The sequence below is a fragment of the Melioribacter sp. genome (genome assembly GCF_049325435.1).
In the GTDB taxonomy this organism is placed as follows: Bacteria; Bacteroidota; Ignavibacteria; order Ignavibacteriales; family Melioribacteraceae; genus Melioribacter; species Melioribacter roseus.
Map to the genome: position 1 here is coordinate 1 of NZ_JBMOLD010000007.1, position 12,503 is coordinate 12,503.

Genomic DNA, 12,503 nt, shown 5'->3' on the forward strand with positions numbered 1-12,503 from the left:
CACTGTTTTCCTGAGGAAACTTAAGAAAACTTATTCAACATGTCAAAGAACTATATGGCTCTAAATCAAAATTGACATAACAATAGGTCAATTTTCTCTGTTGACTTTTAACGGAATAACTTAGCGGGCAATTACTGGTGGAATCAAAATGTCGTTCACGCTATAGTAGACAATAAAATCTATAACTCGTTCAACGAAAACGATCATAAAATGTATCTGTTCGGGCTCGGACTGCGCAGAGAAATGGATACGGTCAAAACAGTCTCGTTTTTCCTCGAAATGGAAATGGGCGTTTCTTATATAACTTATAACAAATACGAGAACGAAATACTCGCTTTCGAAGGTTATCCGGTATACGTCGCCGCCATTAATGGCAGAGAGGTTACGGAATATACTTTTCTGACGGGGTTCGGCGCCGGGATAGTTCAACACATGAAAGGAAATCTGGCTTTAATTGTAGAGTTCAAACTAAATGTGTTCAGATTAAACGGCGAAGCAATTACAAATTACATGATAATGTCCGGATTCAGCTTCGATCTCTAATCATCCTTAAAATACACCCGGAAACAGGCGGCACAATAATATTGCCCGATGCCTCGCCCAATTTTTTAACGCCCGCCTGTTTGTCGTTAGCCAATATTTCCCAATTGCCGGGCGGGAGAGGGAATTCAAGATTTACTTCCTGCTCGGCGTTGAATAATACTGTAAAATGTTCTTCTCCGTATTTGAGCAGGTATGCCAGTCCGAATTCGCTTTTGACGTGGTCGAAAAACGCAATGTCGTTGTAATTTGCTCTTCTGAATGCTTCGTATTTATTGCGTATCTCTATCAAACCTTTGTAATAATCGAGCAGTTCTTTATTTGTTTCGGCTTGAGCATAATTTATGTAATTTGTCTTATTGTCCTTGTTGTAAGAATCGTTGTCCATTGTGCCTTTTCGCGGATCGGGCGCTTTGATATTATAAGGAATCACTTTCGAACGCGCGAATTCCTGACCTTCGTGTATCATTATCATCCCTTGAGATGTAAGAAGGAAGAGAGCCGCAAGTTTGTTCAGTTTTAGCTGGCGGGGGGAAAGCCTGACGAATTCGTCGACGTTTTTGATTATTTTATGGGCGTCAACTTCGCCGGAGGCAATTCTTATAAAATCCCCGAGCGTATAATTGTCGTGCGATTCGATATAATTAACGGAGTGCTCTTTTTTGTTGTAAATTCCGTATTCGTCGCGCCTCAATGTCCCGTTGACATAACTTTTAATTCTTTTGGGAGAATTGTTGCCGTACCATTTGCCGAAAATCCAGCCTTTGCCGTTAAAGGGATTTTCTCCTTTTATTCCGTTTCGAATCTGATCGTTCCAGGCAGCCCAGCCTCTGTCGGAAAACCCTCCGGGATTATAAGCGCCTCCGCCCCACGGCTCGGCTATTAGAATAACGTCAGGGTTGATTTTTCTGGCTTCGTTTGTAAAACGTTCGATTGTTTCCCAATCGATTAACGTCGCAATGTCGAATCTGAAACCGTCGATATGATATTCTGTCATCCAGTAAAGCAGGCTTTCGATAATTAACCTTCTGACCATCGGGCGTTCTGTTTTTAAGTCGTTGCCGCACCAGCTTCTCGATTCGAAATTGCCGTTTTCGTCGAGCCTGAAATAATATTCTTTGTCGATTTGTTTCAGATTGCCGAGTTCGTATTCGGAAAAATGATTGTATACCACGTCGAGAATGACGGCAATGTTTTCTTTATGAAAGGCTTTGACCATTTCCTTGAAATCTTCAATCTGCCTTCCGCTCTTGCCGATCCATCTGTTCCATCGGAAGGAGGGCGAATTTTCGGAATAGTATGCGGCGGGCGCAAAATATGCGGCGGTCATATAACCCCAGTGATTCCTTTCGTAAGGATTGATGTTGTTAATAACGCCGTTTTTGATTGTGCCGTAGGGTAGTTCGCAGTAGCCGTATTCGTGAACGGGCAAAAGTTCTACTGCGTTAACGCCCAACGATTTGATATAATTCAATCCGCCCTTAATGTCCCGCTCGACCATCCCTTTATAAGTGCCGGGACTTTTTGCTCCGGAAGTTTTATCGATCGTCATATCGCGGACGTGGCATTCGTAGATTATCAAGTCTCTCCAATCGCGATGAACGTATTCCGTTCCTTCCCAGTCGAAATCTTTCTGCTTTACTACAATTGAGCGTCGGGGGTTTTGATAAGTAGTAAAAGTCGCTACCGCTTTCGAATAAGGATCGGTGCATATCGGCTTGTTGGGATTTGATATGTCTTCGCCTTCATGATAAACTTTATAACCGTAAAATTTTCCGGTCAGATCTTCGTCGATCAGAATTTCCCAAACGCCGTCGTCGTCGCGTTCCATAAAATATTCGCGGCAGAAAGAATCCTCGGGTTTTTCGAAAACGCAGAGTCTAACCTGAACCGGCGAAGGGGCAAACAATCTGAATATGGTTGCGCCTTCTTTAACTACGGAGCCTAATTCTTTTTCGGAGTAATAGCGGTCTAATTCCCGATATCTGATTTGAAATTCGGATAGCTTTTTTTCTTTTACCTCAGGCTTGTTGTCTATAACAAACATTTAATAATCCTTTCTTAACGGAACGATAACGTGTCGTGATTAATTATCGAATAAAAAATATAATTCTTGAACACGATTAGTTTATTTATAATAAATGATTTTTTATTGCAATATTAAAGGAAAGCGGAAAACAGATCTCCGCTTTTCAATCGTCAAAGATAGAAATCGAAGGTGAGAAAAAGAAGTAAATAATTATCCCACGAAGAACGACAACATAATACCAGCTGCAACAGCCGAGCCGATAACTCCCGCCACATTGGGCGCCATGGCATGCATTAAAAGATGGTTGGTCGGATCGTATTGTAATCCCACCATTTGGGAAACGCGGGCGCTGTCCGGAACTGCGGATACTCCCGCATTGCCAATAAGAGGATTGATTTTATTCTTATCGCTCAAAAATAAATTGAGAAATTTAACGAAAAGAATTCCGCCCGTCGTTGCAATAATAAACGAAACCGCGCCGAGTACGAAGATGCCGACCGATTTAGCGGTCAGAAAAGTAGTTGCCTGGGTTGAAGCTCCGACAGTCAGACCGATTAGAATTGTAACAATATCGATCAATGCTCCTCTCGCCGTTTCAGCCAATCTTTTCGTAACTCCGCTCTCCTTCAATAAATTGCCGAAAAACAACATTCCCAAAAGCGGAATTGCTGAAGGGGTTATTGAACACGTAAGCAGGAGTCCTATAATCGGAAAAAGTACTTTTTCCAATTTCGAAACCTGGCGCGGCGGTTTCATTCTGATTGTGCGTTCTTTCGGCGTGGTAAGAAGTTTCATAATCGGCGGTTGAATTACCGGCACAAGCGCCATATATGAATATGCGGAAATTGCAATTGCGCCTGTTAATTCGGGGGCAAGTTTTGCCGAAAGGAATATTGCCGTTGGACCGTCGGCGCCTCCGATAATGCCTATTGCCGCCGCCTGTTGAGGAAGATATCCCAAGGCCAGCGCAATAGTATAAGCTCCGAAAATTCCAATTTGCGCCGCGGCGCCGAGTATGATTAACTTGGGATTCGACAACAAAGTCGAAAAGTCCGTCATTGCGCCGATACCCAGAAAAATTAACGGAGGATAAATGCCGTGTGTTACCCCGTAATACAAATAACTGAGAACGCTGCCTTCTTCATAAATTCCGACTTTTAGATTTGCCGCTTCTGCAAACGGTATATTGCCGATTAAAATTCCGAATCCGATCGGAACCAGAAGCAAGGGCTCGTATTCTTTCGTGATAGCAAGATAAATGAATATCAAACCAACCGTAATCATTATCAAATGTCCGACAGTTACATTTGCGAACGCCGTATACTGCATGAAAATATCGAAACCGTGACCGATAAATTTGAAAAACTCCATCATAGTTTAGCTCCCTATCTCCACTAAAATATCGCCTTCCAGTACTGAATCACCGGGTTTTACTTTTACGGCAGTAATTTTACCTTCTTTATCTGCGTTTACGTTGTTTTCCATTTTCATCGCTTCGAGAGTAAGAAGTTTATCGCCTATTTTGACAGTGTCGCCTTCTTTAACGTAGACGTACAAAATAACGCCCGGCAAAGGCGATTTAATCAATCCCGCGCCTTTTCTTTCCGCCGGTTTGCTCGTTTTTTTAGTGGCAATGTCGATGTCTGTGCTCGGAGCCGCTACGCTTCGTACGAGTTTGGGCGTTTTGGGCGTCTGTACTTTCTTTTCGAGTTCCACCCTGTAGCGGGTTCCGTTTACTTCCAGTTCGGCGATGTTGTCTTCGAAACTCAAAATTTCGACCTCGTAATTATTGCCGTTAATTGTAAACTTAAAATTTCTCATATTAACCTCTCGAACGTGGATATTGCCGCAAGCCGTAAATTTTTGAGCTCCAAGGCGAATAAACGCGCGCAACGCGGTTAATCGTCAACACCATGTTTTCTTTGTCGTGAAGTTCGTTCAGGTAAAGAAAAATCGCCGTCGAAATAGCGGCGTTTACTTCTCCCGTTAATTCGGCGTTTTCCGATTTAGATTCGCTCTGCGTTTGTTTCTTCTTTATTCGGTTGTTTATTGCTTTGGTCAGGTTATAAAACACGATGTAGAGCAGCAGGAGGGACGAAAAGACGACCGCCATACCGATGAAAGTCAGCCCGATTCCGTATGCGTCGAGTTGACTGAATTTTTCAGCGTTCTGTTCTATTCTGCCGCGCGTTAATGTATCTATTGCCGACTGCTGAAAAGCAAACAAAAACATGATTCACCTATAATGGAATATTCGAATGTTTCTTTGGCGGATTTGTGTCTTTTTTGGTCGATAACGACTGGAGAGCCCTGATTATTCTGAACCGCGTATTCCGGGGCTCGATAACGTCGTCGATATAGCCGTATTTAGCCGCAACGTACGGATTTGCAAATTTATCTTTATATTCTTTTTCTTTTTGAAGAATGAACTGAGACCTTTCGGCGTCGTCTTCGATTTTTGAAATTTCTTTGTTGTGCAAAACTTCGATTGCGCCGCGAGGACCCATGACGGCAATTTCGGCAATCGGCCAGGCGTAATTAATATCGCCTCTCAAATGTTTCGAACCCATCACGTCGTAAGCTCCGCCGTATGCCTTTCTAAGAATGATCGTAATCTTGGGAACGGTGGCTTCGCCGTATGCAAAAAGGAGCTTTGCGCCGTGAAGAATAATTCCGCCGTATTCCTGAGCCGTGCCCGGTAAAAATCCGGGCACATCCACAAGCGTTACAACCGGAATATTAAAAGCGTCGCAAAAGCGGACGAATCGGCCGGCTTTTCTCGAAGCGTTTATGTCGAGTACTCCTGCCAGGTAATTCGGTTGATTGGCTACGATTCCTACAGGCATTCCGTTGAAACGCGCAAAGCCGATTACAATGTTCGGAGCGTAGTATCTCTGGACTTCCAGAAATTCGTTGTTGTCCACAATCGAATGGATTATGTCTTTTACGTCGTACGGTTTATTCGGATTTTCGGGAATAACTTCATTCAGAAAATCGTCCACGCGGTCGATCGGGTCGTCGCATTGAATTACCGGCGGATCTTCCAGATTGTTCTGCGGCAGATAGCTGAGCAGTTTTCTGATTAGCATTATTCCTTCTTCTTCGTTTTCCGCAACGAAATGCGTAACGCCCGATTTGGAGGCATGAATCATCGCTCCGCCGAGTTCTTCTTCGGTTACAACCTCGCCTGTTACGGTTTTAACCACTTTCGGCCCTGTAACGAACATATAGCTGGAGCCTTTCGACATTATTGTGAAATCTGTCAATGCAGGCGAATAGACCGCTCCGCCTGCGCAGGGACCGAATATTGCCGAAATCTGAGGTATTACGCCGGATGCAAGAATGTTTTTCTGGAATATATCGGCATAGCCTGCAAGACTGCGAACGCCTTCCTGAATTCTCGCACCGCCACTGTCGTTAATTCCGATTACGGGCGCTCCCATCTTGAGAGCTTTATCCATTATTTTGCAAATTTTCTGTGCGTATGTTTCCGAGAGCGAGCCGCCGAATACGGTAAAATCCTGCGAAAATACGTAGACCAGTCTGCCGTCGATTGTGCCGTAACCCGTTACAACTCCGTCTGAGAGATACGATTTTTTGTCCAGTCCGAAATCGGTAGTTCTATGAGTTACAAACATGTCGAATTCTTCGAAGCTGCCGTCGTCGAGAAGGAGTTCGATTCTCTCGCGGGCTGTCAGTTTGCCTTTGCTGTGTTGAGCTTCGATACGGGATTTGCCGCCGCCGAGCCGGGCTTCTTCCCGCTTTTCCATCAATTCTTTTATTTTTTCGCTTATCGGCATTCTATTAAACCAATTTATTTATTTTCATTTTCGGGATGTTCGCACAATTCGGTCAAAACGCCCCGTGTGGATTTTGGATGAAGGAAGGCAATCTTCAATCCTTCGGCTCCAAGTTTCGGTTCTTCGTCAATCAGAGTTATTCCTTTTTCGGAGGCTTCTTTCAAAGCTTCAGGCAAATTTTTAACGGCAAATGCAATATGATGGATGCCTTCGCCTTTGGCTTCGATAAATCTGCCGATAGGACCGTACGGCTCCGTCGATTCGAGCAGTTCGATTTTCGTTTGTCCTACCATAAAAAAGGCCGTGCGAGTTTTTTGCGTTCTTATTTCTTCTATCGAATAACATTTCAGACCGAGCACCTCTTCGTAGTATTTAATAGCCTGTTCGAGGTTTTTAACGGCAATGCCGATATGTTCGATATGAGTAATTTCCATTTTTGCCTCCAGTTAGATTATTACTTGTTCTTTGTATTCTCCGAAGACTGATCGGAGCGTGTTGCAAATTTCCCCTATACTCGAATACGCTTTAACAGCATCGATAATATAAGGCATTAAATTGGAATCGGTTTCGGCTGCCGTTTTTAATTCTTTTAATTTTTGTTCTACCAGAACGTTGTCGCGTTCCGACTTGATTTTTCTCAGAAAATCAATCTGTTCTTGCTGAACGCGTTCGTCTATTTTCAGTAACTTGCCTTTATGTTCTTCCCGCTCGGCAAATTTATTTACTCCGATAATAATACGTTCCCCTTTTTCAACTTCCTGCTGGTATTTGTAAGCGGATTTTTGAATCTCAGTTTGGACGTAACCGAGCTCAATTGCGGAAACCATTCCGCCCAAAGAATCGATTTTCTTGATATATTCTTCGGCTTCTTTTTCGATTTGATTTGTTAGAGACTCCACGTAGTACGAGCCGGCAAGCGGATCGATTGTATTTGTAACTCCGCTTTCGTAAGCGATAATCTGCTGAGTTCGCAGCGCAATTTTAACCGATTCTTCGGTTGGAAGAGCGAGGGCTTCGTCCCGCGAATTCGTATGGAGACTCTGAGCGCCGCCGAGCGTTGCCGCTAGGGTTTGAACCGCAACGCGTATGATGTTGTTGTCGACCTGCTGAGCTGTCAAAGCCGAACCGGCGGTTTGAGCGTGAAATCTGAGCATCATCGATTTCGGTTTTACCGCTTTGAAACGGTTTTTCATTATTTTAGCCCAGAGTCGTCTGGCGGCTCTGAACTTAGCCACTTCTTCCAGCAGGTCGTTGTGAGAATTGAAAAAGAATGAAAGTTGACCGGCAAAATCGTCAACATTCAAACCGGAATTGATTGCAGCTTCGACGTATGCAATTCCGTCGGAAAGAGTGAATCCTACTTCCTGAGCTGCAGTCGAGCCCGCCTCCCTTATATGGTAGCCCGATATCGAGATTGTGTTCCACTTCGGGATTTCCGCAGAGCAATATTTGAATATGTCTGTTATGAGACGCATCGAAGGTTTCGGCGGGAAGATATAAGTCCCACGCGCGACGTATTCTTTCAAAATGTCGTTTTGGATTGTTCCGCTCAGTTTGTCTTTGGATACCCCTTGCTTTTCTGCCACAGCAATATACATTGCAAGCAAAACCGACGCGGGCGCATTTATAGTCATCGAAGTCGAGACTTTATCGAGCGGAATTTGATCTAACAGAATTTCCATATCGGCAAGAGTGTCGATTGCAACGCCGACTTTTCCCACTTCGCCGAGCGCCATCGGATCGTCGCTGTCGTATCCTATCTGCGTTGGCAAGTCGAAGGCTACAGATAATCCCATCTGTCCCTGCGACAACAAATAGCGGTATCTTTCGTTAGATTCGCGAGCCGTGCCGAAACCGGCGTATTGGCGCATTGTCCAGAGTCTGCCTCTGTACATTGTAGGCTGGACGCCGCGTGTAAACGGGTATCTGCCCGGATATCCGATTTCTTCGACGTAATTCTCGGGCGAATAGTCGTCAGGAGTATAGAGAGGTTTTATTTTTGTAAAAGAAGGCGTTGTGAATTCAGGCTGCCTTTCCGGGAATCGTTCCACGGTTTTTTTGTAGTAATTTTCTTCCCAGTCTGCATAGGTTTCTTCGATTTTCTTTTTCAGTTCTGCCAGATCCATTTTTTACTCCTTAAAAAGAATAAACTTTGCATCAATAAGCGTGCCGTATTTTTATTGACTGGAACGGGACTCGATAAGCGGTCAAAAAAAGACAATAACGTCACTAATTAGAGATAAACTTCTCATATTTTAGAAAGATAAAGTCAATTAATGGAAAATACCAGATATTTTTTTCATATTTATACTTGACAAAAGTCAGAATAAACTCTATTTTTTGACTCGATTTTTTTACTTGTTCTTAAAAAAATTCCGCGTTAGCTCAATGGTAGAGCATGCGGCTGTTAACCGCAGGGTTGCAGGTTCGAGTCCTGCACGCGGAGCCAAGATAAAATAGAGCCCCTTAATTCAACAGGGGCTTTTTTATTTATGTATACAGTGTATGTATTATATTCCCGTCGATTTAACAAAATCTACATAGGACAAACTGAAAATCTCGAGAGAAGATTATCGGAACATAACAACGGAATTTCAACTTACACGAGAAGATATATGCCCTGGGAAGTAATTTATACAGAAGAATATTCCACTCGTCTGGAAGCTCTAAAACGGGAGAGGCAATTGAAGAGTCAAAAGGGCAGGGAGTTTATATGGAATTACATAAACCGCAGGGTTACAGGTTCGATCCGTTAGCTAACGGACTGCACGCGGAGCCAAGATAAAATAGAGCCCCTTAATTCAACAGGGGCTTTTTTTATTTGATGGTGAGGCTTATTATAATGTCATCCTTCCGGGATTATTTCTTTTGTGTTAAGGCTGTATTACAATAATATTACGCCTTCGGTGTTTTGTTCTCAATTGAATTTTGTATTAAAATTATTTCACGTTCTCAGCGTTTGTTGATTATGTTTTTTTTGATTCGGTATCAATTATATGAAAATACGCCAAACCCGGAGGGTTGGCATTTTTATAGACTGATGATAAAGATTGGGAATATTAAACCCGGGACGGGTGACATAATTAATGCGCAATTCTTATTTCACATCGCGGAGGTTTTTTATCATAATATTCAACGTAATAATTATGTCACTCCATCGGAATTTTTTCTTCTTTGTTAAAGCTGTTTTATAATAATATCGCGCCTTAGAAGTTTGTATGTCCTTGTAATCTTTCCGTTATCAAGTCGGCACATTGGTTAGATTTTGGGATTAACTATTTTATAGCGGTTTCTACGGATTAAAGAATTAATTACGCCGAATTAATGTTATCTTAATATTGATATCTTATATTGCGTTTATAAATTTCAGGTGATCAAATGACTAAAAACATAATACGCTTTCTCATTCTTATTCTTCTCCTGATTTTGCCGCAAACTTACGGCTACGGAAAAGACGAGGCGCCCGTCAAAGTTAAACTTGTAGTTCAAATTGTCGTTGACCAGTTGCGAGCCGACCAGCTCGATAAATATTCGGCAAATTTATCCGAAGGAGGATTCAACTATTTGAAAAAGAATGGACGTTATTTCGGCAATACAAAAATTTCATACGCCCGCAGCGCAACCGGACCGGGACACGCGTCGATTGCAACAGGTTCCGTCCCGGCATATCACGGAATTGTAAACAACGATTGGTACGACAGGATTTCAAAAAAGAAAGTTTACTGCGCCGAATACGGCGGGGTTATATCGCCTCTTAATCTTATCGGCTCTACTCTTTCGGATGAAATTTATATTTCGCAAGCGGGCAATGCAAAAATTTTCGGCGTATCTCAAAAGGACAGGGGAGCGGTTTTCCTTGCCGGGCATTTCGGCAAAGCCTTCTGGATGGATGACGATTCGATAAAATTTATTACGAGCGCATATTATTACGATAAAGCCCCCGATTTTCTAAATAAATTTAACGACGAGATTAAGTTCGATAATTTTTCCGGTTATTCATGGAAACCTCTCTACGATCCGGAGAAATACGTTAATTATGCGGATAAAAGACAGACGGAGAAATTCGGTCTGGCGCGTTTTGAAAAACAGTCCGAACCGTCGGCAATTCTGAATTCTCCGCTTGGTGATTCGCTCACTTTTGAATTGGCTAAGTTTATTATAATGGAAAACCGCCTTGGCAAAGGCGGACATACAGACTACATTTCGATTTCATTTTCGTCAACGGATAAAATAGGACATTACTTCGGCAATTCTTCGATCGAATTTGAAGACCAGATATACAGGCTCGACAAACTGATTGCCGGCTTAATCGACTTCCTCGATAAATACGCGGGAATGAATAACGTACTTATTACCTTGACCGCAGACCACGGAGCAAAAGATTCATTCGTCCCTTCGAACGGAAATAAAAACTCGACACCGGAACGGAGACGCTCCGGAAATTTGAAGTCGTTATGCAACGATTATGTTAAAGATAAGTTGAACGTTGATTTCGACGCCGTAGAAGAAATTATTATGCCGAATATTTATTTGAATGAAGACGCTATTAAAAATAACGGTCTGAAAGTAGAAGACGTTGAAATACTTCTTAAAGAATATCTGAGAAATAAGAACGGAATTTACGACGTATATACATCGTCCGAGATAGAGCGGAATAATCTTCTTTTGAATATGATTTCCTCAAGGGTAATAAACTCGTATTGTCACAAGAGGTCGGGCAATCTGTACATAGTTTTCGAGCCGGAAATTCCCGGCGGCGGCAATTTCTACAACCGTTCCGAGCACGGCACGCCATGGAATTACGACGTTTCGATTCCTCTCTTTTTCTGCGGACCTGGAATCGTCAGCGGCGGATACGACGGCGAAGTTTATATAGAAGATATTGCTGTTACTTTGGCAAACTATCTCGGTCTGAAATTGCCTTCCGCAGCCTCCGGAAAAGTAATTAAATTTGCTCGATAGCTTCCATCGTTTTTTTTCGGATTGTTATGCGGCCGTTTTAATTAGCACCAGGTTGCAAGATCGATTCTTCTTTTATTACCATGACATTATTACGCCATTTGATTTTCGAATTAAAAAAAGGCATAAGCCAGATTGCGAAAATAAGCAGGTCTTTTAAGGGAATGAGTAGATAAGCGTAAAATTTATGATCGTTGTTTGTCCGACGGGCAATAAAGTAATCCAGGAGCGTTTTAATAAATACAGACGATATAAAATAAAATAAAACTCCGTTGAAGAACGGAAGGAGGACTAATCCCAAAGCGACGGGATTTGTTAACGGCTCTAGCAAATAATAGAAAGGAGCTATTCTGAATCTCATTTTTGACCAGCGACTGTGACGATTGATGAATTTTTCCGGCGGAATTTTTTCGTTTATGTTGTCGATTGTAACGGGCGAGGTCATTACGCGGAATCCGGTTTCTTTAACCTTTTTGCCCATCATAAAATCTTCCGCGAGATAGTTGGCAAAAGCTTTGAATCCTCCTACGGCGTTTAACGCCTCTTTGCGAATAAGAATTGCTTTGCCTATTGTAATTTGAATGTCGGCCAGCGCCGAAGCGGCGAAAATGCTCGGGGCTACGAATGCGTTCAGATGGATATTCTCCATCGCCGATACAATGTTGTTTTCGCCGTAACCGCGTATTGTCGCTGTCAGCAAACCGAGTTCTTTATCTTCGAAATGAGGGGTTAAATAGGCAAGAAAATCTTTATCGCATTTCGTATTGCTGTCGCTTATGAGAATCAAATCTCCGTTTGCGTAAGGATGCATGTTAATAAGATTATTAACTTTCGGATTGAGTCCCGAATTACGACCGTCTATTACGAGACGCGAGTTTATGTGATCGTATTTTTTCATCACTCTTTCGATAATTGAAACGGCCGGATCGTCTTCGGAATCGACGCCGAATATTATTTCGTAATCCGGATAATCAAGCTCGAAAAACGAGCTTAAATTATCTTCCAGATTGTCGTCGATTCCTTTGACAGGCTTCAATATAGTTACGGATGGCAGATCTCCTTTTTTTAAAAGTGAAACGGGTCTGCTCTTTTGAGCGCTTTTGATGAAATAGAGTGAAGCCAAACCGTAGAGCAAACCGGGAAGCAATACAAGTAAATATATAACTGAATCCATT

At 42.6% G+C, this 12,503-nt stretch carries 11 protein-coding genes and 1 tRNA gene; 4 read left to right on the plus strand and 8 right to left on the minus strand.

From position 1 onward, the window contains the following. Window positions 1–210 precede the first annotated feature (210 nt). Window positions 211–543, plus strand: coding sequence for a hypothetical protein (locus tag ACOYVE_RS04785; protein ID WP_014855329.1), 333 nt, complete (start codon window positions 211–213; stop codon window positions 541–543). On the opposite strand, the gene ACOYVE_RS04790 is transcribed toward ACOYVE_RS04785, so the two are convergent. The 7 genes from ACOYVE_RS04790 to ACOYVE_RS04820 all read right to left on the minus strand — a co-directional run bounded on the left by ACOYVE_RS04790 (window position 527) and on the right by ACOYVE_RS04820 (window position 8,495). Beyond that, complete coding sequence (locus tag ACOYVE_RS04790) at window positions 527–2,587, minus strand: alpha-amylase family glycosyl hydrolase (protein ID WP_014855328.1); 2,061 nt, start codon at window positions 2,585–2,587, stop codon at window positions 527–529. The two genes, ACOYVE_RS04785 and ACOYVE_RS04790, sit on opposite strands and share 17 nt — an antisense overlap. A 192-nt stretch (window positions 2,588–2,779) precedes the next feature. After that, window positions 2,780–3,943: a sodium ion-translocating decarboxylase subunit beta gene (locus tag ACOYVE_RS04795; RefSeq protein WP_014855327.1), complete on the minus strand. Its 1,164-nt coding sequence runs from the start codon at window positions 3,941–3,943 to the stop codon at window positions 2,780–2,782. Window positions 3,944–3,946: 3 nt separating this feature from the next. After that, the gene (locus ACOYVE_RS04800) at window positions 3,947–4,390 is read right to left on the minus strand and encodes an acetyl-CoA carboxylase biotin carboxyl carrier protein (RefSeq protein ID WP_014855326.1); all 444 of its coding nucleotides are present in this window, start codon (window positions 4,388–4,390) and stop codon (window positions 3,947–3,949) included. Between the two features lies 1 nt (window position 4,391). Beyond that, window positions 4,392–4,802 carry an OadG family protein gene (locus tag ACOYVE_RS04805; RefSeq protein WP_014855325.1) on the minus strand — a complete coding sequence of 137 codons (411 nt, stop codon included), beginning with the start codon at window positions 4,800–4,802 and terminating at the stop codon, window positions 4,392–4,394. Between the two features lie 7 nt (window positions 4,803–4,809). After that, window positions 4,810–6,369 (minus strand): acyl-CoA carboxylase subunit beta, encoded by a 1,560-nt coding sequence (locus ACOYVE_RS04810; protein ID WP_014855324.1) that lies wholly within the window; start codon window positions 6,367–6,369, stop codon window positions 4,810–4,812. Window positions 6,370–6,383: 14 nt separating this feature from the next. After that, window positions 6,384–6,803: a methylmalonyl-CoA epimerase gene (mce, locus tag ACOYVE_RS04815; RefSeq protein WP_014855323.1), complete on the minus strand. Its 420-nt coding sequence runs from the start codon at window positions 6,801–6,803 to the stop codon at window positions 6,384–6,386. Between the two features lie 12 nt (window positions 6,804–6,815). Then, entirely contained in the window at window positions 6,816–8,495 is a 1,680-nt protein-coding gene (locus ACOYVE_RS04820) for an acyl-CoA mutase large subunit family protein (RefSeq protein ID WP_422881032.1), read from the minus strand. 248 nt (window positions 8,496–8,743) lie between these two features. Between ACOYVE_RS04820 and ACOYVE_RS04825 the strand changes: the two genes are divergently transcribed. The 3 genes from ACOYVE_RS04825 (at window position 8,744) to ACOYVE_RS04835 (ending at window position 11,331) form a co-directional block, all read left to right on the plus strand. Further along, window positions 8,744–8,818: transfer RNA gene (locus ACOYVE_RS04825), tRNA-Asn, on the plus strand. A 43-nt stretch (window positions 8,819–8,861) separates the two neighbouring features. Beyond that, on the plus strand, window positions 8,862–9,125 hold the full coding sequence (locus tag ACOYVE_RS04830; RefSeq protein WP_422881033.1) for a GIY-YIG nuclease family protein: 264 nt from the start codon (window positions 8,862–8,864) through the stop codon (window positions 9,123–9,125). A 622-nt stretch (window positions 9,126–9,747) separates the two neighbouring features. Next, on the plus strand, window positions 9,748–11,331 hold the full coding sequence (locus ACOYVE_RS04835; protein ID WP_422881035.1) for an alkaline phosphatase family protein: 1,584 nt from the start codon (window positions 9,748–9,750) through the stop codon (window positions 11,329–11,331). A 37-nt stretch (window positions 11,332–11,368) separates the two neighbouring features. Here the strand turns inward: ACOYVE_RS04835 and ACOYVE_RS04840 are convergent, their stop codons facing one another. After that, entirely contained in the window at window positions 11,369–12,502 is a 1,134-nt protein-coding gene (locus ACOYVE_RS04840; protein ID WP_014855319.1) for a glycosyltransferase, read from the minus strand. Between the last annotated feature and the right edge of the window lies 1 nt (window position 12,503).

What these genes read in the sequence shown, in the direction of transcription:
- ACOYVE_RS04820 (WP_422881032.1), bottom strand. Translation starts at nt 8,495, where the DNA reads ATGGATCTGGCAGAACTGAAAAAGAAAATCGAAGAAACCTATGCAGAC.
- ACOYVE_RS04795 (WP_014855327.1), bottom strand. Translation starts at nt 3,943, where the DNA reads ATGATGGAGTTTTTCAAATTTATCGGTCACGGTTTCGATATTTTCATG.
- ACOYVE_RS04810 (WP_014855324.1), bottom strand. Translation starts at nt 6,369, where the DNA reads ATGCCGATAAGCGAAAAAATAAAAGAATTGATGGAAAAGCGGGAAGAA.
- ACOYVE_RS04800 (WP_014855326.1), bottom strand. Translation starts at nt 4,390, where the DNA reads ATGAGAAATTTTAAGTTTACAATTAACGGCAATAATTACGAGGTCGAA.
- ACOYVE_RS04840 (WP_014855319.1), bottom strand. Translation starts at nt 12,502, where the DNA reads ATGGATTCAGTTATATATTTACTTGTATTGCTTCCCGGTTTGCTCTAC.
- ACOYVE_RS04785 (WP_014855329.1), top strand. Translation starts at nt 211, where the DNA reads ATGTATCTGTTCGGGCTCGGACTGCGCAGAGAAATGGATACGGTCAAA.
- ACOYVE_RS04790 (WP_014855328.1), bottom strand. Translation starts at nt 2,587, where the DNA reads ATGTTTGTTATAGACAACAAGCCTGAGGTAAAAGAAAAAAAGCTATCC.
- mce (WP_014855323.1), bottom strand. Translation starts at nt 6,803, where the DNA reads ATGGAAATTACTCATATCGAACATATCGGCATTGCCGTTAAAAACCTC.
- ACOYVE_RS04805 (WP_014855325.1), bottom strand. Translation starts at nt 4,802, where the DNA reads ATGTTTTTGTTTGCTTTTCAGCAGTCGGCAATAGATACATTAACGCGC.
- ACOYVE_RS04835 (WP_422881035.1), top strand. Translation starts at nt 9,748, where the DNA reads ATGACTAAAAACATAATACGCTTTCTCATTCTTATTCTTCTCCTGATT.
- ACOYVE_RS04830 (WP_422881033.1), top strand. Translation starts at nt 8,862, where the DNA reads ATGTATACAGTGTATGTATTATATTCCCGTCGATTTAACAAAATCTAC.